General features: G+C 49.3%; 21 protein-coding genes. 8 read left to right on the top strand and 13 right to left on the bottom strand.

Features of this window, described 5'->3' with window-relative positions; all coding sequences use genetic code 11:
• Positions 1-34 precede the first annotated feature (34 nt).
• Positions 35-391 (top strand): hypothetical protein, encoded by a 357-nt coding sequence (locus E3E51_RS02095; RefSeq protein ID WP_167911456.1) that lies wholly within the window; start codon positions 35-37, stop codon positions 389-391.
• 27 nt (positions 392-418) lie between these two features.
• Here E3E51_RS02095 and E3E51_RS02100 read toward each other — a convergent pair whose 3' ends face one another.
• Both E3E51_RS02100 and E3E51_RS02105 read right to left on the bottom strand, forming a co-directional pair.
• On the bottom strand, positions 419-2,188 hold the full coding sequence (locus E3E51_RS02100) for a winged helix-turn-helix domain-containing protein (RefSeq protein WP_167911457.1): 1,770 nt from the start codon (positions 2,186-2,188) through the stop codon (positions 419-421).
• 47 nt (positions 2,189-2,235) lie between these two features.
• Positions 2,236-2,400: a hypothetical protein gene (locus tag E3E51_RS02105; RefSeq protein ID WP_167911458.1), complete on the bottom strand. Its 165-nt coding sequence runs from the start codon at positions 2,398-2,400 to the stop codon at positions 2,236-2,238.
• 313 nt (positions 2,401-2,713) lie between these two features.
• Here E3E51_RS02105 and E3E51_RS02110 point away from each other — a divergent pair, with 313 nt between their 5' ends.
• The 4 genes from E3E51_RS02110 to E3E51_RS02125 all read left to right on the top strand — a co-directional run bounded on the left by E3E51_RS02110 (position 2,714) and on the right by E3E51_RS02125 (position 6,678).
• Positions 2,714-3,628: a hypothetical protein gene (locus E3E51_RS02110; protein WP_167911459.1), complete on the top strand. Its 915-nt coding sequence runs from the start codon at positions 2,714-2,716 to the stop codon at positions 3,626-3,628.
• A gap of 46 nt (positions 3,629-3,674) precedes the next feature.
• Positions 3,675-4,886 (top strand): MFS transporter, encoded by a 1,212-nt coding sequence (locus E3E51_RS02115; protein ID WP_167911460.1) that lies wholly within the window; start codon positions 3,675-3,677, stop codon positions 4,884-4,886.
• Between the two features lie 185 nt (positions 4,887-5,071).
• Positions 5,072-5,842 carry a type IV toxin-antitoxin system AbiEi family antitoxin gene (locus tag E3E51_RS02120; RefSeq protein ID WP_167911461.1) on the top strand — a complete coding sequence of 257 codons (771 nt, stop codon included), beginning with the start codon at positions 5,072-5,074 and terminating at the stop codon, positions 5,840-5,842.
• On the top strand, positions 5,839-6,678 hold the full coding sequence (locus tag E3E51_RS02125; protein ID WP_167911462.1) for a nucleotidyl transferase AbiEii/AbiGii toxin family protein: 840 nt from the start codon (positions 5,839-5,841) through the stop codon (positions 6,676-6,678). Before E3E51_RS02120 ends, E3E51_RS02125 begins: the two co-directional genes overlap by 4 nt.
• Positions 6,679-7,299: 621 nt before the next feature.
• On the opposite strand, the gene E3E51_RS02130 is transcribed toward E3E51_RS02125, so the two are convergent.
• The 4 genes from E3E51_RS02130 to E3E51_RS02145 are packed head-to-tail and all read right to left on the bottom strand — an operon-like array spanning position 7,300 to position 9,318.
• Positions 7,300-7,482 carry a hypothetical protein gene (locus E3E51_RS02130; protein WP_167911463.1) on the bottom strand — a complete coding sequence of 61 codons (183 nt, stop codon included), beginning with the start codon at positions 7,480-7,482 and terminating at the stop codon, positions 7,300-7,302.
• Positions 7,479-7,940 carry a hypothetical protein gene (locus tag E3E51_RS02135; protein WP_167911464.1) on the bottom strand — a complete coding sequence of 154 codons (462 nt, stop codon included), beginning with the start codon at positions 7,938-7,940 and terminating at the stop codon, positions 7,479-7,481. Before E3E51_RS02135 ends, E3E51_RS02130 begins: the two co-directional genes overlap by 4 nt.
• A 24-nt stretch (positions 7,941-7,964) precedes the next feature.
• Positions 7,965-8,534 (bottom strand): hypothetical protein, encoded by a 570-nt coding sequence (locus E3E51_RS02140; RefSeq protein ID WP_167911465.1) that lies wholly within the window; start codon positions 8,532-8,534, stop codon positions 7,965-7,967.
• Positions 8,512-9,318 carry a hypothetical protein gene (locus E3E51_RS02145; protein ID WP_167911466.1) on the bottom strand — a complete coding sequence of 269 codons (807 nt, stop codon included), beginning with the start codon at positions 9,316-9,318 and terminating at the stop codon, positions 8,512-8,514. Before E3E51_RS02145 ends, E3E51_RS02140 begins: the two co-directional genes overlap by 23 nt.
• Positions 9,319-9,619: 301 nt before the next feature.
• Between E3E51_RS02145 and E3E51_RS02150 the strand changes: the two genes are divergently transcribed.
• Positions 9,620-10,516 (top strand): MBL fold metallo-hydrolase, encoded by an 897-nt coding sequence (locus E3E51_RS02150; protein ID WP_167911467.1) that lies wholly within the window; start codon positions 9,620-9,622, stop codon positions 10,514-10,516.
• A gap of 1 nt (position 10,517) precedes the next feature.
• On the opposite strand, the gene E3E51_RS02155 is transcribed toward E3E51_RS02150, so the two are convergent.
• From E3E51_RS02155 to E3E51_RS02170, 4 genes are all read right to left on the bottom strand, one after another.
• A complete protein-coding gene (locus E3E51_RS02155) occupies positions 10,518-11,222 on the bottom strand; it encodes a hypothetical protein (protein ID WP_167911468.1) in 705 nt (234 codons plus the stop codon).
• Between the two features lie 56 nt (positions 11,223-11,278).
• The gene (locus E3E51_RS02160) at positions 11,279-12,070 is read right to left on the bottom strand and encodes an SDR family oxidoreductase (RefSeq protein ID WP_167911469.1); all 792 of its coding nucleotides are present in this window, start codon (positions 12,068-12,070) and stop codon (positions 11,279-11,281) included.
• A gap of 46 nt (positions 12,071-12,116) precedes the next feature.
• On the bottom strand, positions 12,117-12,680 hold the full coding sequence (locus tag E3E51_RS02165) for a TetR/AcrR family transcriptional regulator (RefSeq protein WP_167911470.1): 564 nt from the start codon (positions 12,678-12,680) through the stop codon (positions 12,117-12,119).
• Positions 12,681-12,881: 201 nt separating this feature from the next.
• Positions 12,882-15,299: an MMPL family transporter gene (locus E3E51_RS02170; protein ID WP_167911471.1), complete on the bottom strand. Its 2,418-nt coding sequence runs from the start codon at positions 15,297-15,299 to the stop codon at positions 12,882-12,884.
• A gap of 109 nt (positions 15,300-15,408) precedes the next feature.
• Between E3E51_RS02170 and E3E51_RS02175 the strand changes: the two genes are divergently transcribed.
• A complete protein-coding gene (locus tag E3E51_RS02175; protein ID WP_167911472.1) occupies positions 15,409-16,581 on the top strand; it encodes a nicotinate phosphoribosyltransferase in 1,173 nt (390 codons plus the stop codon).
• 84 nt (positions 16,582-16,665) lie between these two features.
• Here E3E51_RS02175 and E3E51_RS02180 read toward each other — a convergent pair whose 3' ends face one another.
• The 3 genes from E3E51_RS02180 to E3E51_RS02190 form a co-directional block, all read right to left on the bottom strand.
• Positions 16,666-16,869, bottom strand: coding sequence for a ferredoxin (locus tag E3E51_RS02180; protein ID WP_167911473.1), 204 nt, complete (start codon positions 16,867-16,869; stop codon positions 16,666-16,668).
• A gap of 132 nt (positions 16,870-17,001) precedes the next feature.
• Positions 17,002-17,532, bottom strand: a complete 531-nt coding sequence (locus tag E3E51_RS02185; RefSeq protein WP_167911474.1) for a metal-sulfur cluster assembly factor — start codon at positions 17,530-17,532, stop codon at positions 17,002-17,004.
• A 63-nt stretch (positions 17,533-17,595) separates the two neighbouring features.
• Positions 17,596-18,336 (bottom strand): ATPase, encoded by a 741-nt coding sequence (locus E3E51_RS02190; protein WP_167911475.1) that lies wholly within the window; start codon positions 18,334-18,336, stop codon positions 17,596-17,598.
• A 109-nt stretch (positions 18,337-18,445) separates the two neighbouring features.
• On the opposite strand from E3E51_RS02190, the gene bpsA reads away from it, so the two are divergent.
• A complete protein-coding gene (gene bpsA, locus E3E51_RS02195) occupies positions 18,446-19,501 on the top strand; it encodes a N(4)-bis(aminopropyl)spermidine synthase (RefSeq protein ID WP_167911476.1) in 1,056 nt (351 codons plus the stop codon).
• Positions 19,502-19,506: the final 5 nt, after the last annotated feature.

Raw genomic sequence — 19,506 nt, forward strand, 5'->3', positions numbered from 1 at the left:
AGTAATGAGTATATTATACTATGGGGTGTGAATAATGCCAAGACGTCCCAAATATCCCTCGGAAGTTAAAGTGGCAATACCCAAAGAAATAACAGTTCTGTATGAAACGCCGATTCTGGAGATTTTATTAACCAAAAACGAAGCTGAGATGGCAGAGAGGATTATTAATCACATAAAGACAAACGGAAGGCTGTGGCCTGATGAGTGGAAAGTCATAATCCCCACTAAATCTTCAAGGGACATCCAGCTCTACTATCGTACATTGAAGAAATTGGTCAGTTTAGGCTTGATCGGCCGAGGTAAGGAGGGTAGCTTCATATTAAGCGGAGAGCTTAGCAGAAAGCTAACTGTGATGATTGAGAAAGTCAATGCACTGATAGGTGGTGTGTAAGCTCCCGCGGAGAAATGTTCATCTGAGTTATATTCCAAATACCCTGTAGTAATCTAAATCCTTGAGGCAGGCTTTCAAGGTCTTGTCAATTAGAACGTACCTTTTCACTCTCTTCTTTCCCACATTAAATTTCTCGACTGTTACTAATCCGATGTTTGTTAGAAATTTCAGATATCTTGTTATAGTTTTCTTAGACAGTTTCTTCAGGCCTCTTCTCTTTCCGAGAAACTTTGTGAACTCAAATAGTAGCTCACTTGTGCTCCATCCAATCCCTGTCGCCCAGAGGATTATGCTCATCTTTTCAATGTCTTCCTGACTATAAAATGACTCTGGGGCAATCTGTTTTAATATACTAACCGAGCACTCCAAAAACTTTGGATCCACATATAGAAAATTGTCCTCTTTTTCGGTTGAGGCTACTGAAAGATCTTCATATAGCCTAAGCCAGTAGTAGTTTGGTCTCTTACCTTTTGTGGCAGAGATGTATCCAAGCCTTTCCAGCTTTTTTAATCTTCGCCTTATTGTAGATTCGCTTTTAGATAAAATCTTAGCCAATATTGGGACTTTAATGAAAGTACGCTCAGCGGTTATCTTGAGTATCTGGTAATCTAACTTGTCTAATTCTGCTAGGTGTTGTCCATAGGATGCTAAATAGGTTGCAGATTCCGTGCCCCATAGATACCCTAAAAATTCTTTATCCACCAATAGCTTCTGAGTTAGGTACCTGTAGTCTTCAACCGGATCCCACCTAGGGGATATTCTCATAAAGGCCATGATAGCGCCCAGGATTCCAGATGCTATGTTAAGCCTCTCCCGGAGGGCATCTAGCTTTTTCAGAACTAAATTAGGATGTAGTTCGTTTCTTGAAATTTCTACTTTGTCTCTAACTATTACTTCCAGTTTAGGATCTCTGTGGGGATACAATTTTGAGGTGTACAACTTTAATCTGAACTCATGACCTTTCCAAATTATATCAACAACGTTACCATGCTCATCTAGACTGTTAACGTCTCCCTCGCTGATAACATGCTGACGTATCCCATTTCTTTCTCTCAATTCATTTAAGAGCCTGTTCATCTTTAAGAGATTGTCTACAGTTCTACCATCTTTATCTATAGTGTATCTGGGAAACCTCACGTAGAGTTCAGGAGTTAATAATTTGATTCTTTTGAGTCTGTAAGTATAATCTATAGGTCTGTTTGGAAGGTCTCTAATAGCGTTAAGGATGTCAAGGGGATAATAAGTATCATAGCGATCAATTCTCATTGTCGATTTTATATATCCCGCTCTCGTATATGTGGTGTCTATTGTGTTCTTGTATATGAGCCCCACGGTTACTGTCCATTGAGGACGTTCCTTCCATGGATCCTGGTCATTTTTGAAACCTTTTATGATGACTGGAAGTATTCCGATCGAGTCTTTCATCCAGTTTGACTTATAGACTGAGGTTGGAGGAGCCTCCAAAACAATCTGGAGCTCTCCCGTCTTTGGTTTCTTTAGGAATAAATAGTACTTTTTCCCGTTTTTTCTTGTCTCACCTATATATCTCCACTGCTCTATCTCTCTTATCTTATCCCGGCTGTTTATCACATTCCGAACTAGAGCCTTGATTAGATGCCTGCTTAGAAATTCCAAGACATCATATATGTATGTGCTAGAGTATGAGAAATATACTACAAAATGGTGCCTAACGGCGGAATAATGAGACTGTAATCCAAAATGAGAGCTATTGATTGATGATATTTTGTTGTATTCATTGGCAGGGACAAAATTTATAGTGTCCTCTAACCTAGTCATTCCCGGGTATTCCCCATTATTCAATTGGAGCTATTATCTGGAGAGTTTCAATCTTCTTTTATTTTCACAACCGCATTCTTCTCAATCCACATCCTGAGTGCCTCGGTGACTGCAATCCCTAATGCTCCCTTCTTTGATCCGTATCTCCTTCCAACCGCGAGCCTAAATTCCTCATCCAGCTCGTCTGGGATTAGAACATGCAGTTGCCTCATTACTACATTACCTCGTTCAAGTTCTTGTGATAGTGTACACGAGTTCTTATGTAATTATGTAGACTTGCAAGTTTATAAACTTTGAGAAATGGACGTTTTTTATGCTCTTATACTATATAAAGTTTTCAATTTAGATTCTGGCCACTTTAAGAGCTTTTTATCTCGTAAACGTTTGTTTGTCCCCTTTTGGGTATCTCACGACATGAAAAGGTAGTGGTCAAAAGCAAGATCCAATAATTATTTAATTAATTAGAGCATAGAAATTATGCAGATCAATTACTCATGGATATAAAAACAACTGGGGTGGCAGATAATGAAAAGGGAGGAAATTAAAGAGATTATTGGGGTGCTTTACGGACTCATGGAGCCGGGAGAATTGAAACTAAAATGCGTTAAGGTGACTCCTGGAATAAATGCTCTACTGGATATTTTAGCTTCAGGATGGTACCCTAAGGACCCAGCCCAAGAACAGATAGTTTATACCCTTGAAGATCTGCTGGTCCTAGGGCATATCCTTAATTTAATTGAAACCCCTGAAGAGCTAGAGAGTGCTCTCGAAGAGATTTTAGAGCATAAAGAAGCAAGAAAGAACTGGATTCACCGGCTGAACAAATACAGGAAAGATAGGAGGCGGGACAAGATTCTCCAAAGATATGAAAATGTGCTTAACACAATCCTATCTAGGTGGAGAATTGACATTAAGGTTCCATGGACTAAAGTGCCTATTCCCGCTGTGGTCTTTGTTGACGCTTTGAAAACACTGAACAAGGATTCCCGGACTGTAAAGAAAAGTCTGCTGGAATTTGAGTCTTTGGGATTAATCAAAATTAAAGCCTGCACATCACTCAACTTGGACTCGTGTACCGATATATCAACGCTGGCTAGGAAACTTACTGAAACATTTCACAGAACCCGCAATAAGAAGAAAGCTGAAGAGGAGATATCTCGCATATTGATAGACACAGGGCTTTCTGAAGTTTCTCCTTCATTATTGGCCAAAACCTTGGACATCCTCAAAGAAAAGGACCGGCCTCTGGAGGAAAAATACCAGCTTCTTCTCGATGAAATGGTAACTGCCATCTCAACGTCGAGGGTCTACTCTCCCACTATAATAATAGAGCTCCTCATACTTCCGCTCCAAACTACTGAAAAAGCCTTAGATGAAGCCACAATCAAAGAGATTATTGGGGATATTTACCGCTCTAAGAATGTCCCACCTGAAGAGTGATAACTTTTTATTTTTCCTGCTCCTTAATTGGGGCGGTGGATGTTAAGTGGACCTGGTTAGGAAATACAAGCTCTTTTATGCTCTCATGAACGTTGGATTCGTAGGAAACATTCTCGTCATCTACTACCTAACCAAAGGCTTCAACTACGCCCAAATAGGCACAGCAATGGCCATAGCAACCATCGGAACATTCCTCTTCGAAGTCCCAACCGGAGTCGTAGGAGACAAAATAAGCAGAAAAACCAGCGTCCTCACAGGCCTCGCCCTCTACCCAATCGGCACGATAATACTCATATTCCTCAAAAACTTCCCAATGCTCATCGCCTACTCAATAATAACACCCCTCGCAGTCGCATTCATCAGCGGAAGCCTCCAAGCATGGCTATACGACAACCTCAAACACCTCGGCAGAGAAAAAGAATATAGACAACTCATGAAAGACATCAAAACCATAACCCTACCCCTCTCCGCCCTCACAGTAGCCATCGGCGGAATCCTCGCCCAACTCTACGGCTTCACCCTACCCTTAATCCTAACCCTAATCCTCGAAATAGCCACGCTCATAGTCGCCTACACAATCCCAGAATACGAATTCCAGAAACCCGAACGCTCCTATCTAAGCCACACCCTCCAGTCCTTCCGAGAAATCCGCCGGCCAGAACTCCTCTGGCTCATAATCCTCTCCATAACCGTCGTCATGGCCACCAACCAATTCCGCCAATTCTTCGAACCCTACTTAGGCGACATACTCGCCAAAATCCTCAAAACTACGCTCGTAGGAACGCTCGGCATTCTCGCAGTCATAGAGGCCGTTGTCAAAGTCCTGCCCAAACTCATCGGAATCCGGCTCAGGGACAAATGGAGCGTCAAAGCCTACTCCCTCGCCCCAGTAATCGTCCCAGTAATGACAGCCCTCTCGGTAGTTTACCAGAACCCGCTCTGGATAATCGCCTTGGGAATCCTCGTTACGATAATACACACGGCCTTCGGCTTCAACCTTGGAATAGAACTCCAGCACAGGATTCCGAGCGAAAAGAGAGCCACAATAATGTCAATCTACTCAATGGTCTCCGCCTTGGCAATGGGTGTCTTCTACTTCATCTACGGTTTCGTCGTGGACTGGCTGGGACTGGCAGAGGCGAGGCTACTCTTCGCCCTAATCCTTCTCGGTGCGGGAGTCTCATTGAAGGCTGGAGAACTCTTAGGCCCGCTCAGAGACGTTCTAAAGCTCAAACACATGGAAGCTATGATCAAATAAACTTTGATTGGGCTTTGTTTTTGTTTTAATTTAATCTTGTATCTTGCTTTGGATGATATCCGAGGAATCTGTGCATCTCCCAGCTAAGTCATCCAGCTGAAAGCATGAGGTACTTAATTTCCAAAACCTTTATATTCAAAAATTCTCATTTTTATCCAGTTATATTGTGATTATGGTGAGAAAATATGAATACCACAGAGGTCTTAAGAAGGCTCTCCGAACTGGGGGATGTCTTCACCAAGAAGGAGGCCCAAGAGAAGCTTGGCATAACTACAAGACAGCTAAACTACTACCTTAACATGCTCCTCAGAGAGGGATTTCTTCGGAGAATCGCCAAGGGCATCTATACCCTCTCCCTAGAACCTGGAAGGGCCTCTTCGCCTCACGAGTTCCTTTTGGGCCAGTTGTTGGTGCCTAACGGGGCAGTTGCATACTGGTCCGCCCTCAACTACTACGGATTGACTGAGCAGATTCCAAGAACGGTTTTCATCCAAACTCCAGTAAAGAGAGGCTATCAGAAGCTCATAGTACTCGACGGTAAGAGGTTTAAGGTAGTCGTAGTCAGCCCCGAGAAGTTTTTTGGAATCGGTACTATACGTCTTGGACGCAGGGAGGTTCGGATAACAGATCCAGAAAAGACGATAGTGGACTGCCTGGACAAGCCTAAGTACTGTGGGGGAATAATCGAGGTCGTTAAGGCTCTCAAGAACGCGAGGCTGGATTATGAAAAGTTGCTGGAATATGCTGAACGGATGAAGAGCAAGGCCATCCTGAAGCGTTTGGGATTTTTAAGTGAGAAGCTGGGGCTTGGGATTGAGAAGGAAATCAGACTTTCTGAAAATGATAAGAAGAGCTTTGCACTCCTCGACCCCTCAATGCCTCAGGAAGGCCGCTTTAACTATCGGTGGGGCCTGAGAATCAACGTTCCGGAGGATTATTGGGAGGAGGTAGAATGATTGAAGACGAGATAAAGGCCCTAAGTTCTGAGCTTGGGGTTCCGGTTTCCACTGTTGAAAAAGACTATGCTATAAGCTGGATGCTCTACGGACTCTGGAAATCAAAGTTTTGGAGGATATTGGCCTTCAAGGGAGGTACCTGCCTGAAAAAAGCTTATTTTTCAGACTACCGGTTTTCCGAGGACCTTGACTACACCCTGCTTTTAGAGGAGCCGGATATAGGGGATGTCCAAGCTAAAATAGCTGAAGCCGTTGAAGCGGCCAATGAGGGGCCCGTTCAGTTCCTTGATTTTGAACTGAGGCCAAGATACGGAGTGAAGCTTTTTCCGGGAGAGCTTCTTGGGTTTGAAGTTCGGATTCCGTTTAGACTGCTCAGCAGAACCGGAAATCCTCCGAAGATTAAGATGGACATAACCCTCGAAAAGTATGAGAAGATACTGCTACCTCTCCAAGAAAGGCCGATTCTGCATGGGTATTCAGACAGCCCAAGGTTTTCCGTAGTAAGCGTTAGGGCTTACAGCTTGGAGGAAATACTGGCTGAGAAAATCAGGTCTCTGTTCCAGAGGACGAGGCCGAGGGATTTGTACGACATATGGTTTCTAAAAAGCGTCGCCGATTTGGGAAGTGTGACACAGATACTCCGTCCCAAGTTTGAGGCTAAGGGAGTCGAGCCGAATGTGAATGCCCTTCAAGGCAGAAAGCCCTACTATGAAAGGGCCTGGGAGAGCAGTCTGGGTCATCAGTTGAGGGAACTTCCAGAATTTAGTACCGTGTGGAACGATGTTCTAGAATTAGTGAAGGAGGTTCTAAGTAAGCTGGGCAGTTTCGAGGAGTAGAATTCCTCTATACCTAACCTCTAAAAGTTTGGGCCGAATTAAACTCTCTTTTTAACAGACCATGCCTAACTAATCTTTTAATTGCAACTGCAGTGAAACTCCTAATTGTTGTTGAGACTGAAACAAAAACGTAGAAAATGGAAGTGAGTTCAAAGTTTAGGCTAAGAGCTTTGAATTAATTATGAACCTCTAACAAAAGTTGCCAAGCTATAGAAGGCCATGCTAGTTATAAGCTAATAGATAAGTGTATGCCCTGACAGCGATAGGCTGAATTATTAAAATTATCAAAAGAATGCTCATAACAGAGCATTGAAGGGTCTAAGAAAGAAAGAGTTGGGAGTATAGATATGGAAAGCCCTTTTTTGTGTTCTCATGAGTTCTATAGCGTTCTATCAAATTCTATCTTGTTCTATCTAGTTTCATCCTGTTTCGTATCAGCTCCTCAGAATTCTGACGGATAATAGTTGAACATCCCAAGTTTTCAGAAGATCTTCAATAGAACATCAATTTTCATAACCTAAACTCACAATTTCTAAATCCAACACACGGTGAGTTATCCAGACTTGCTAAATTAATTTAGATTATCGGCTTGATTCAGAGTGAAAATCCACTGACGCGCTATCATTGAATATTCTGTTTGTATCTCTTTCCTTCTACAGTATCCCACCACTCATCTTCTGGTCTGTTCCAGTCTTCGGCTAAAATCGGCTCAATGTTCTTCAGCATTCCTAAAATAAACTCTTCATCTTCATCCTTTGGGTCACGGCAAATTTTCTTTCTCTTCTTATCATAAATCAGTGTCACCAAACCTCCCCCTCCTCTCGGATCAGCTCTGAATAAGATTCATAAAAGAATACCATCTGATTTTTCATCTTTTCTGTTTTCACTCTGTATTTATAGGCGAGTGTCCCAACGATGGTGACTTTCCGCTCAAGGAATCCCTTCTTGTATAGACGGTACAAAAACATCCTGATAAAAGCTTCCCATTTTCCGTCGCCTAATGCCTCTGGAGAGAGAATTGAGGCTTTTAGGAGCTCATCTATCAGCTCTCTAACTGTAAACCACACCCAGTCATTCTGGGCCAGGTGGCTTAGGACGAATATCTTTACCCTTATTCTTTGATAGTCTTCTGTGTTTTCTTTTAGCTTATCTTGACGTTTGAGTAGACTTATGTAGACATCATCGAGAGTCAGCTTTGAAATTTCAACTCTAGCATTTTTACTTTTCATCTTCCCGTGCTTTCTGACAGCATATCTTCCCATTTTAATAAACACCCCCAAGACAGTTCACGTTATCTCCCCTATTCCTATGGAGGTTGCTCTGGATTCAGAATACGGATACTTGGAGAAGAACTTCTGGGAGGTTTCCTCGCTTAGAACTAGAAGAAGTTCTGGCATGGCTTCATCTATTATTGAGTCAACGAACAGTCTTGTAAGTCTTTTATACCTTCTGCGGAATCTTTTATCCTCTGTAAGCGAGATGTAGTGCATGAAGTCAACGCCTTCTGCTCTCCCTAAAAGATAGTTCTTGTACCTCCTTAGCTCATCAACGAGCCGAATTCCGCTTAGAAAATTCATGAAATCGACTCTGCCATCGTCTACTAGGCTGTATATCATGTTCTGAAGATGGCTGTCAAAGAACTTTCTGAATAGTTTAATTGTGATTATCGGCTTATCCGGACTGCAGTGCTTAAGCCAAGGATACTTGTGGTAGATTTCTTCCAGCTTTTTACGGCTTCTAAACGTCTCTTTAGGGGTGTAGTAGTGTGTAAATATTTTGTCTATTGAATAGAAACCGAAAATTGGCTGTGTGGGGTCTAGAACATATTTCTTTTTAAAAACCTTGAGTTCGTTCACCAATATAGGATGTGAATATTGGAGTAACTCCTCCCCCATCTCGCCGTAGCTTTGCTCTCCTAAAGTATATTACCCCTTCAGTGAGGTCCATTTGCTTGATTCTTCTACCTGTATCGTCAGAAGTAATGAATTGGAGGTCGTTGATTTCTGAGCTCCTAGCCCCGGTCATAAGGGCTATTAGAGTAGCAAGCCGAACCTTTTCTACTGTGATTGTGGGGCGTTCTGAGATGAGAACCGAAAGCCATTTCAGTGCAAGCTTTATTTGATCCGGAGAAACAACCTTTTCCTTCTCCCTTTTTCTGTGGGTCTGCAGTTGTATTGCCTTTGATCTCATGGCTATTGTTGATACCAGTCTCAAGTAGAGGTTTGGATTAAAGACTTCGTCTCCTAAGGCTCGGGTTAAACTGATTCCGTATTTCTCCCAGAGGATGTGCTTCAACGCTTCTTCAGTGTACTTAACCACAACCCTAAATGTGTGGGTAGATTTGCTCCTTCGAGGGTCTTTGAGGTATTCTGAAAACACCTGATACACATCCATTGCGGTCAGTTTTATTATGGGGTTATCATCAGCTATGGGCCCTTTTATTCTCAGCAGGTACTCAATGAACGTGTTTATTGCAAACGATTTATTCTGAAAGGTGCCTGGACTCAGCTGTTTTAAGTTTCTCAAGCTTATGAGTTCTTCTTTATATTCATCTACGTCTCTAAGGTCGAGGAGTATGTAATCATCGGAGGAGTAACGGACGGGCAGTTTTTGAGGGCCTCCAAATCGTTTCCTCCTCATAGTTCATGCCGCCCTTGATAATGTTCTAAATTGTTCTATGAATATTCAAAGTTTATAAACATTGCTGAATTGCATACATTAACCTATGACATTGATTATATCGAAATATTTATATACTATAAGAGCATAATCGACGCATACTTTAAGGCTATATAAGAACGTTAGAGCATACAATTGGTTTTGTACTTATATACAAAACGCATGCAAAAGAGGATTTAGGATGACACTCATCATCGGTCAACTTCCACTAACGGGCAGGACTTATTAAGGTTTAGCCCGAAAATTCTACACGGGGAAGGACATGAGAATCATTCCACTCGCCTCCGAGAGCCTCGGTGTGAGGAGCCTGGCAGTCTTCGTTAAGGCATCCGGAATAAAAGTCCTCATAGATCCCGGCGTCGCCCTCGGCCCGAAACGCTACGGCCTCCAGCCGGCGAAAATCGAGCTTGAGACCCTCCAGAAGATGAGGAGGAAGATACAGGGCCACGCGAGGAAGGCAGAGGTCGTGACGATTTCGCACTACCACTACGACCACCATACCCCTTTCTTCGAGGGCCTCTACGAGAGCTCCAGCAAGGAATACGCGAGGGAAATCTACGAAGGGAAGCGGCTCTTCATAAAGCACCCTAGGGAGAATATCAACTTCAGCCAGAGGAAGCGCGCCTGGGCATTCATGAAGAACGCCGAGCCGATAGCGGAGAGGGTGGAGTTCGCAGACGGCAGGAGCTTCGACCTCGGCGGCGTTACGCTGGAGTTCTCGCCGGCCGTTCCGCACGGCAACGAGGGCTCGAAGCTCGGTTTCGTTGTGATGGTCATGATCGACGACGGCTTCCGCTTAATCCATGCCAGCGACATCCAGCTCCTCAACAGGCGTGCCGTTGAGTGGATAGTGGAGAAGAGTCCGGACCTGCTCATCACGGGCGGGCCACCGACCTACCTAGGAAAGCGTGCCGAGGGCGGCTGGGAAACGGGCGTCAAGAATCTCAACGAGATAATCCGCGAAACCGGTGCCGAGATAGTACTCGACCACCACATCATCAGGGACAAACGCTATCCGGAGTTCTTCGGTGAGCTGGAGAAAAGCCCCAAAACGTTCGCCGGCTACCTAAGGGTGGAGGACAGACCGCTGGAGGCCTACCGCAGGGAGCTGCATAAAAAGGAAAGGGGTGAGGAGGTGGAGCTTCCCTTCAGGTTATGACTCAGTTCATTCTCTCGGCCGGCACTGTCGTCTGGAACATCCTCCGGGAGAATCCTGGGGCTAGGCTCTTCAGGAGAACGGTGTTCTCTATCAGGCTCGTCCTGTCCATTATGCCCTCGGTCAGGATCACGTAGTCGCTGACGCTGAGTATCCATGAGTGGAGTTCCCTGGGTATTGTATCCCGGTTGACTATGAATATCGTCCAGTGGTCATAGCCCTCCTTCAGGAGTCTCTCTGACCTCATCAAGTACTGGAGCATCATGTTCTTCAGGAACTTTCCCCCGAAGAGCTCGTAGAGGCCGTCAAGAGTCACTACGGCCCCCACAACCTTTCTGCCTTTGAGATCATACATGCCCCGTATCTCGTCCATAACCTTCTCGATCCGGGGGATTATGAGGGTTCTGTCAACCGTCTCGACGGGATAGACGAAGTCGAACTCGGTCTCCTCGTTGAACAGATCTATAACCGCCAGCCGCCCTTTCCTCCCAGCCTCAATGATGTCGAATCCGACGGACCGGGCCCTCTCACAGAGCTTTCTAACGGGAACGGTGGTGTTTAGGATGATGCCAAAAGCACCCCGCTCCACTTCCCTTTTAAGGTACTCCACGCCTATCTTCCACCCGAGGCTGTACTGGCCATAGGAAACCAAAAAAACTCCGCCTCGGATTATCTCACCGATATCAACATCCTTGCCCATCGGCCCCACCAAATAAAAACTGAGAAGCTTGTGTTAATAATGTACTGGTACAACGCTCTAATGGCTCACGTCGAGAGGAATCCCCCGTCAACTGGGATTACCGCCCCGTTGACGTAGCTCGCCAGGTCGCTCGCGAGGAAGAGCATCACCCTCGCAACTTCGTCCGGCTGACCGAAGCGCCCCATCGGGAGGCGCGCGTTGAAGTTGAAAGATATGCCTATCTTCTCCATGTCGAACTTCATTATCGCCTCCCTTTTGAGCTTCTTTACCCCCTCGGTCTCTATGCCTCCGGGCACTACGACGTTTGCCCTGATTTTCTTGCCGTAGTCCCTCGCTATAGCCCTAGTTAGGGCAACCACGCCAAGCTTGGCCGCGTCGTAGTGGGCAAGGCCTTTGGCAAAGGGGAGAAAAGCTTCTATCGAGCTCACGTTGATTATCACTCCCCCCTCCTCCTTCCTCGCCCTGACGAAGTGCTGGCACATCCAGAAGACTGAGTGGAGGTTTATCGCCATGGCCTTCTCGTAGAACCCCTCATCAACTTCCGTGAAGTCCTTGAACCAGTAGACACCGGCGTTGTTCACAAGGATATCCGGCTCCCTGTCCTTCAGGGACTCCCACAGGGTGTCAATCTCTATCTTCCTTGAGAGGTCGACGCGGTGGAGGCCGACCTCGACGCCGAACCCCTCGGCGAGCGCCTTGGTTTCCTTCAGCCCAAACTCGTCTATATCAACGAGCTCCAGGTCCGCCCCGGCCTCGGCGAAGCGAAGTGCCGTTGCACGGCCTATTCCCGAAGCAGCGCCGGTTATCAGGGCTTTCCTCCCCTTCAGGGAGATAAGCCTACCAATCGGGACATTCATGCAATCACCGATTTATCTCTACGCTTTCCGGCAATAAATAGGTTTCTCACGACCGTTTTGTGCAGGTGAAAATCCGGAACGCCTCTTTTTTAGCCTCTTCAACCGACACCTCGTCCCGGAATATCAGGTAGTCCAGGGCAAATCCATCCACCAGCGCCCCGAGGAGAAACGCCCTCGCCCGGGGATTTTCGGCCCCAATCTCCCTGAAAATGTCCTCCAAAATCCCAAGGTATTCGCTTCCGAAGGCTTTCCAGATGTCCGGCCCGTTTTTTTGCTTTAAGCTTTCCTCATAAACCTCCAGAAAGAAGCGGGAGAACTTAAGGCTATGTATAACGAAGTCAAAGGAGGCGTCTATTATAGCCCAGAGCCTCTCCTCCGCGGATTCCAGCGGTTGAATCTTGGAGATAACCTCGCGCCCCCATACCTCAAGACCGTAAAAGAGGGCCTCCTTGGCCAGCTCGTACTTGCTCGGGAAGTGGTGAAAGAGACCGCCCTTTGAAATGCCCGCCCTTCTGGCTATCTCCTCCATGGAAACGTCGTGATACGACCTCTCGCTGAACAGCTCAAGGGCCGCCACCACTATCCGTCTCCTAGTTTCCTCGCCCTTCATGGTATCCACCTGTTTTACCCTCAACGGTGCGCTACCACCCCCGCGACCACCATCATATCGAACCCACCCCTCAAATACTTTTCTTGGGATTCGTACAAACCGGTTGCCAGAGTTCCGGAATCCGAAAGAAAAAAGGAGGTTTCAGCAATCACTGCGTCTGACCTCCTCCCGGCTAAGGGCGAGGCTTGAAAAAGAAAAACGTCACACCTTCGCCCCGGGGCGTTCCTCCGCATCCCTGTGCCAGAACAGCCGTATCAAAATTGGAAGAACCAGAACGGCGCCCAGGAGGCTGTAGATAAGTCCAAAGAGAGTGGTGGTTGCAAACTGGGTTATAATGGGAATCGGAATCGTCACGAGAACGCCGAAGGCTATCAGGGTCGTCAAAGCCGAGTACAGAACCTCCCTGCCCGTGCTGGAGAGGGAAATCGAATAGCATTCGTCAAAGTCCTTTCCTGCCCTCCTCTCCAGGGCCCAGCGGTTGGCTATGTGAATCGGGTAGTCTATGCCGATCCCCACGATTATCGCCCCGACCATGGCGGTCATCGTATTGAGCGGGATGTTGAAGAGCCTCATGGTGAGGAAGAGCCATCCCAGCACGAGAAACGGCGCAACCGCCACGAGCAGTCCGAGGAGTGGTGAACGGTGGGCGAGCCCAAAGGCCAGGGGGAGGACGATGAAAGCGAAGAGGAGGCAGAGGAACATGGAGCTGATCATGGAGTCCCTCACGTCGTCGAGCCCCTTGGCCCAGATTATGGGCTCCCCCGTGAAGCCGATGCTGGCGTTTATCCCCGCGAAGTCCTCCCGCAGCTCCTTCAGGAGTTCCTTTCCGTGATAACCGAAGTCGGTTCTGGTGGGAACCACGAGCAACAGACCATTGAAGCCCCCGTTTTTGTTCCGGTGAAGGTAGTACCTTCCCATCGGAGTGCCGTACACGGCACTTAGGAATTCTTTCAGTTTCTCAGGGGACACACCCTCGTCAATGAACCCATCACCGTCCCCGTCAACGGCGGAGTAGGTTCTCAAAACCTCCGGGTTCTCCATCGAGAGGAACGGGACGAGCGTTAGAATCCACTCGACCTTTGCGGTGCCGTTGGACCTGACGATGTAGGCGTCATCGTTCATCCTCCTCACCGCGTTCTGGAGTCCGGCCCAGAGCGCCGGATTCGTTAGGTTTCCATCCACCCTGACGTAAACGCGCTCCGTGCCAACGCTGAACTTCTCGTTGAGCAGATCATATGCCCTCGTAACGCTTAGGTCCTTCGCCAGCTCCCCAGTTGGGTCGTAGGAGGCCTTCATGCCGAGCCCCAGAGACCACCCGGCGGCGCCCGCCAGGAGGATGGCGAGGAACAGGATGGCGGCTGTTATCTTCCCGCTGATGAACCACGGAACCTTAAGCGTACGGTAGTGGCCCTTTGTTTTCCTGGCAGGAGCGCCTTTTTCTCTCCTACCGTCAATCAGCACCCTAACGGCTGGGACGAAGGTTATGTTCAGAACAAAGATCGCGACTATGGAAAAAGCCGCGAGAAAGCCGAAATGCCTCATGCTGGGGAGGTCGGAGATGCCGTTGGAGGAAAAGCCAACCACCGTCGTTATCATCGCCAGGAGAAGTGCCACGCCGACCGTGGAGAGCACGGCTTTCATGGCCTTTCCCGGGGTTTTCATCTCGCGGAGTTTCTCGCGGTAGCCCATCAGTACATGGAAGGAGAAGTCTATTCCAAGGCCCAGGATGAGGATTGGCACCATCCCGGCCATCAGGTCGAGCTTCCATCCAAACGCTCCCGCGAGTCCAAACGTCCAGACCATGGCGAGGAAGAGTGTGAGAAGGGAGAGGAGGACGTCACCGACGTTCCTGAAGTTGAAGAACATGAGCGCCAGTATCAGAAGCAGGGCCAGAACAAAGGCAGGAGCCAGGCGTTCCTCGGTTTTTACGTAGTAGTAGTTGAGCAGCTGGAAGCCGTACGTTAAAGAGTCAGCATCCACATTCCCCGCGATCGCTTCTATTTCACGCTCGACCCTCTCAAGCTCGTTCTCCGGCAGGCCGGCGTTCAGAGACACGTAAATCGCCATCTCCCCGCTCTTCATTGCATTCCCGTTGAAATCCTTCGGCAGGAATGAGAGCGCGTAGTCCTTCATGTCCTCCGGGATGTTCGGATCGGAGAGAAACGCCTCCAGCGTCTCGGTTATCTCTTCCTTGGATTCAAAGGAACGCATCTCCGCCAGAACCTCGGACTGCGAGGGATGCATCTTGCCCTCCAGGGAAAGCCGGTAGAGCGCCAGGATTCCGGGAAGGGATTCTATACTCTGCTCTTTCGGCTGAATCAGGGCATCACTGATGGAACCATCCTCCAGCAGTTTGGAAGTTATCTCGGCCGTCTTTGAGAAGTACTCCGGGGTCAGGACATCGTCACCCCGCAGTATTATGATGACCGGTTCAACGTTTCCAAAATCGTGCTGGATGTCCTCCATCAGCTTGACTTCCGGGTAGCTGGGAAACATGGCGTTCAGACTGGTCTCCTCCTTGAGCTGCGACGCAGAAGCCATAAACAGGAGCGTCAAGAGGAGAACGACCGCAACGGTTCTCTTTGGCTTCTCCACGACAGATTCGGTAATTGCCCTCAACCAGTTCACCCCCAACTTTACCTACCGACCGGTCGGTTTTTGTCCTTATAAGCCTTTCCCTGGAAAGCCTTAAATCCGATGGCGAGAACTCCCTATCAGGTGGGGAGAAATGAGAGACTTCTACATCGCCCATGAGGATGATATCAAAGCCGGAAAGACCACGGACGTTTACTTCATCAGAACGAAGAAGATACTCGTCGAGAAGGGCATTCACAGGAAAGTTTTCGCCGACGTGACAACGACTTCCCTTCCGAAGGGCTGGAAGTGGGGGGTTCTGGCGGGAATCGAGGAGGTTGCAAAGCTCCTTGAGGGGCTCCCCGTGAACGTCTACGCGATGCCGGAGGGAACTATATTCCACCCCTACGAGCCCGTTCTCCAGATAGAAGGCTACTACAAGGAGTTTGGAATCTACGAGACAGCTTTGCTTGGAATGCTCAGTCAGGCGACGGGAATAGCCACCGCCGCACTCAGGACGAAGATAGCCGCGAACTTCAAGCCGGTCTACTCCTTCGGCATAAGGCACATGCACCCGGCAATAGCGCCGATGATAGACCGTTCGGCATTCATAGGCGGCTGCGACGGTGTTTCTGGGGTCATGGGCGCGGAGATGATGGGGGAGAAGCCCGTCGGCACGATGCCCCACGCGCTCATCCTGGTAGTCGGCGACCAGGTGAAGGCCTGGAAGTACTTCGACGAGGTCGTTGAGCCCGAGGTTCCGAGAACCGCCTTGGTTGATACGCTCTGCGACGAGAAGTTTGAAGCGTTGATGGCGGCTGAAGCGCTTGGCGAGAGGCTCACCGCGGTCAGGCTCGACACCCCGAGCTCCAGGAGGGGCAACTTCAGGAGGATAATCGAGGAGGTTCGCTGGGAACTCGACCTGAGGGGCCACGAGCACGTCAAAATCTTCGTGAGCGGCGGTTTGGACGAGGAGAGCATAAGGGAGATAGTGGACGTTGCGGATGCCTTCGGCGTTGGAGGCTCGATAGCCAGCGCCAAACCCGTTGACTTCTCGCTCGACATAGTGGAGATCGAGGGGAAGCCTATAACGAAGCGCGGCAAGCTCAGCGGGAGGAAGCAGATATACCGCTGCGAGAAGGGCCACTACCACCGCGTTCCGGCGGACAAAAAGCTCGAACGCTGTCCTGTCTGCGGTGCAAAGGTTGAGCCGCTCATCAAGCCGCTCATTGAGAACGGTGAGATAGTGGCGGAGCTGCCGAAGGCGCGGGAGATAAGGGAGTACGTGCTTGAGCAGGCCGAGAAGTTCGGGCTTGGCCTGGAGTGACCTTCTCTTCTACTTTCAAACCTTCGGAACTTTCAGGGAACCCTCAGAAAAGCGGCACCCAATGAAGGGGAAAAAGAAGAGGCTTCAAGCCTCCTCAACGGTTATGCAGCTGACCGGGCAGGCCTCGGCGGCCTCAACGGCGCAGTTGTAGAGAGCCTCGTCCTCAATAACCTCAACGACCGGCTGGGCCTTGCCCTCGTCGCTCATCTCGAAGACGTCCGGGCAGAGGCTGGCACAGATGGCATCTCCGATACAAACGTCCTGGTCAATCTTAACCTTCCACGCCATGGGAACATCACCGGAGTTAGATGAACCCCGGCGAATATAAACTTTTCGTCGGAAGAACGGACGCTGAAAGACGAAAATACGTAGAAAAAGGGAGCAACCCACCCGTTGATGAACAGAAATTGACAGAATGGGTCAGTAGAGTCCAAGCCTTTTCCTGTACTCCTGACTGATTCTGTCGGGCGTCCAGGGCGGATCAAAGGTTAGCTCGATTTCAGCGTCCTTGACGCCGGGGATTTCGAGAACCTTGTCCTCAACGGCCCTGAGAATCCACATCGTGAGCGGACAGCCCGGGGTCGTCATCGTCATCTTCACGTACACTGTTCTGTCCGGCCTGACCTTTAGCTCGTATATGAGGCCGAGATTGACAACATCGATGCCGATTTCGGGGTCTATGACCTCTTTGAGCTTCTCAAGGATGAGCTCCTCGCTCAGCTCGGCGTTCTCTTCGGCCTTCATCTCCCTCTCGCGGTTTATCGTTATGGTGCCCACCCCTTCAATCCTCCCGAGCTCAGCGTTGAGCTTTATCAGCACGTCGTCGATGTTCGGGGTGTCCTTCGCTAGGGTGACCGCCACGTCCCCCTTCTCGTTCACATCGACGGATTTTACGAACTTCTCGTCAACGATTGCTTTAACGACGTTCTCAACTTCCTCTTTCGTGACCATTATCCACCACCTGGGTGAAGTTCAGGATGACAGATTTAAACCTTTTGGGTCAGAAATGAGTAGCTACTGGGATAGGATGTCGAATATCAGCCTCTCCGCCATCTCGGGAGTAAGTGCCCTTGCCCGAAGCTCCCTCAGAACCCTCTGAATGCCGAACCTCTTCAGAACCGGCGAATTCTTTGCGGCCGACCTCCAGAGGGTGCATCCGAAGCCGAGGGCATACTTCCGCCCGAGGGTCGCTATCGCCTCGCCCTTGTCAAGGGCCAGAAAGGCCGGGAGGTTCAGGACAACCACGTCCCCCTTTCTGTGGATAGAGATAAGCCCGGAGCTCAGAAGGTCGCCTGAAGCAACGATTTTTATCCCGTTCTCCCTAGCGTAGTCTTCGATGGCGTCCATGACCATCGTGTGACAGCGGCCGCAGACGGGTGCCCCCTTCCTTATCTGCTCCTTCATCTCGTCCATGTATCCCGGTATCTCCACGAAAACCGCACCCTGCGTCATGGCGTTGAGGAGAACCGGCTCCCTCATCTGCGGGAGCTTTGCCATAACAGGGACAACGTCGAAGCCGGCCCAGCGGAGTATTTTGAGGGACGCCGTGCTGTCCGAACCGGCGGAAAAGGCAAGGGCTATCTTAACGTCGATGGGTGAGCGGTCAAACTCCTTTCTGTAAAGGCGGTACTCTATCAGGGCTTTCAGGCGGGAATAGGCCTCTTCGCCGATTTCTCCCCTAACCCTCTCAAGGGCGTCCAGGTTGTACTCAAGCCGGTACCTTTTGACGAAGTCATCTCCCACGGGGTTTATCATCGGAGACCCAATCGGGGAACGGTTTATTAAACTTGCCGCTGGGAAAACCTTAAAAGAGACCCACCTTAACCCCGTTTACGAACCTAAAATGCTTCTGGAGGTGCTTGCGATGAGGGAGATAGTGGAGAAGGTGAGGGAGAAGACGAGCATCCCCGTTTACGAGAGAACGGTTGAAAACGTTCTGAGCGCCATCCAGGCAAGCGGAGACGTATGGAGAATCGTTGACCTCAGCGAGGAGCCGCTCCCGCTCGTCGTTGCCGTTGTTACTGCACTCCACGAGCTCGGCTACGTAGCCTTCGACGGCCCGAGCGTCGTTCTCACCCAGAGCGGCAGGAAGCTGGTGGAGAAGTATGGAATCGGCGCCAGAAAGGACTACACCTGCTCCCACTGTGAGGGCAAGACCGTCGAGCTTTCAGCGTTCAGCGACCTCCTTGAGCAGTTCAAGGAGATAGTCAAAGACCGCCCGCAGCCCAAGCACGACTTCGACCAGGCCTACGTTACCCCCGAGACCACCGTCGCCAGGATAGCCCTCATGCACACCCGCGGGGACCTTGAGAACAAAGAAGTTTTCGTCCTCGGCGACGACGACCTCACGAGCATAGCGCTGATGCTCAGCGGGCTTCCCAAGAGAATAGCAGTTCTCGACATAGACGAGCGCCTCGTGAAGTTCATCGAGAAGACGGCCGACGAGCTCGGCTACGAGAACATCGAGATGTTCACCTTCGATTTGAGGGAGCCGCTCCCGGACTACGCGCTCCACAAGTTCGACACCTTCATCACCGACCCGCCCGAGACGGTTGACGCCATAAGGGCGTTCGTCGGCAGGGGAATAGCGACGCTCAAAGGGCCCGGCTGCGCTGGCTACTTCGGCATAACGAGGCGCGAAAGCTCGCTCGACAAGTGGAGGGAAATCCAGAGGGTTCTCCTCAACGAGTTCGGGGTCGTCATCACCGACATCATCAGGAACTTCAACGAATACGTCAACTGGGGCTACGAGGAGGAAACGCGCGCCTGGAAGCTCCTGCCGGTCAAGGTCAAGCCGTCCTACAACTGGTACAAGAGCTACATGTTCAGGATACAGACCCTTGAGGGCTCGAAGGGCTTCGAGGAGAAGATAGAGCTTGGCGACGAGCTCTACAACGACGAAGAGGCTTCAACGACATGAAAAAT

Source organism: Thermococcus sp. 21S7 (assembly GCF_012027615.1).
Classification (GTDB): Archaea; Methanobacteriota_B; Thermococci; order Thermococcales; family Thermococcaceae; genus Thermococcus.